The 1,533-nt window shown below is 56.8% G+C and carries 1 protein-coding gene; it reads right to left on the bottom strand.

Annotated elements, in window-relative coordinates; all coding sequences use genetic code 11:
• Nucleotides 1-104 precede the first annotated feature (104 nt).
• Nucleotides 105-1,478, bottom strand: a complete 1,374-nt coding sequence (locus tag NTD80_RS00470; protein WP_262131658.1) for a transposase — start codon at nt 1,476-1,478, stop codon at nt 105-107.
• Nucleotides 1,479-1,533 lie beyond the last annotated feature (55 nt).

Consider the following 1,533-nt stretch of genomic DNA (forward strand, 5'->3'; position numbering starts at 1 on the left):
CCAGAGAACCTACTCACCACTTTGAGTGGTTTCTCGGCCCTTCGTTGACCATTGTTGCTTTGTTATTGGGTTAATTTGAGGTTTATGGCTTAGTGCAGGCGCACCTATCCCGGGGCAGGCGGCCCTTGAGATGTAAGTTTGGCCAGTCGACGCAGGTTCTGTACCGCAGCCGCCAGCGTGAACTCATCGGTCGCGCCACTCATGCCCCGTAGTCGCAAGCGATCCATTTTCAGGATGCGCTTGAGGTGGGCAAACAACATTTCGACCTTTTTACGTTCGTGGCGAGAGCGCACGTACTCCGGCGTCGCCGCGATGCGTCGAGCGACATCACGAGCGGCTTCATGAACGCTGCGAGCGATCTTGCGAAACGACGTGTTCGGGCAGCACTTGGCTTTCATCGGACACGTCGCGCAGTCAGTCTGTCTAGATCGGAAAATGATGGTGTTGGCTTTGGTGACGTGCGAACGCTCGTTCTTGAAGGCTCGCCATTCGCTACGTAATGCATTGCCAGCCGGGCAGCAGTATTCCTCAGTCTCTTCATTCCAGCGGAAATCGTTGCTCGAAAAACTGTCGTTCTTGCGTTCGGTTTTGTCCCACACCGGCACATGTGGCTCGATGTCCTTTTCCTCCACCATCCAGGCCAGCATCGGCGCGGTACCGTAAGCGGTGTCGCCAATGAGGCGTTCCGGCTTGATGTCGAACTGCGCCTCAACGCGATCGATCATCGTCTTGGTGCTCTCGACTTCTGCGGTTCGATGAGCCGGTGTGGGTTCCACATCCATGATCACGCCGTGCTCGGTATCAATCAGATAATTCGTGGAGTAAGCGTAGAACGCTGGGCCACCTGGAGCTGCGGTCCAGCGGGCTTGAGGATCAGTCAGCGATAGACGCTTCGGTGGCGTTTCGGCCAGAGCCTCTTCATCGAGTGCCTCAAGATACTCACGCACGGCGCGGGTGCTCAGGGCCGGATCGCTCCAGTTGACCGGTTCATCACCCGGTACACCGCGCTGCCGGCTGGCATCCGCTTTGATGATGCTGGCGTCCACGGCAAAGCCTTCGCCCTTGACCAGGCCGGCGTCCATGCAACGACGCAGCACTTCATTGAACAGCCAGCGAAACAGATCGCTGTCCCGAAAACGGCCGTGTCGGTTTTTGGAAAAGGTCGAGTGATTGGGGACTTCATCTTCAAGGCTCAATCGGCAGAACCAGCGATACGCCAAGTTCAAATGGGCCTCTTCGCACAACCGCCGCTCTGAGCGAATGCCGTAGCAATAGCCCACGATCAACATGCGGATCATCAATTCAGGATCAATCGACGGGCGCCCAATCGGGCTGTAGAAGTCGGCGAGGTGATGGCGCAAATCGCTCAGATCGAGACATCGATCAATGCTGCGCAGAAGGTGATTGGCTGGGATGTGATCTTCAAGGTTGAACGAGTAAAACAGTCGCTCCTGCCCACTCGATAACTGTCCCATCATGCAGTGTGATCCCCCGCCGGCCAATGAAGCAATTTTGCCGCAGGCGAGACAGGGG

Source organism: Pseudomonas sp. 13B_2.1_Bac1, assembly GCF_025466155.1.
In the GTDB taxonomy this organism is placed as follows: domain Bacteria; phylum Pseudomonadota; class Gammaproteobacteria; order Pseudomonadales; family Pseudomonadaceae; genus Aquipseudomonas; species Aquipseudomonas aylmerensis.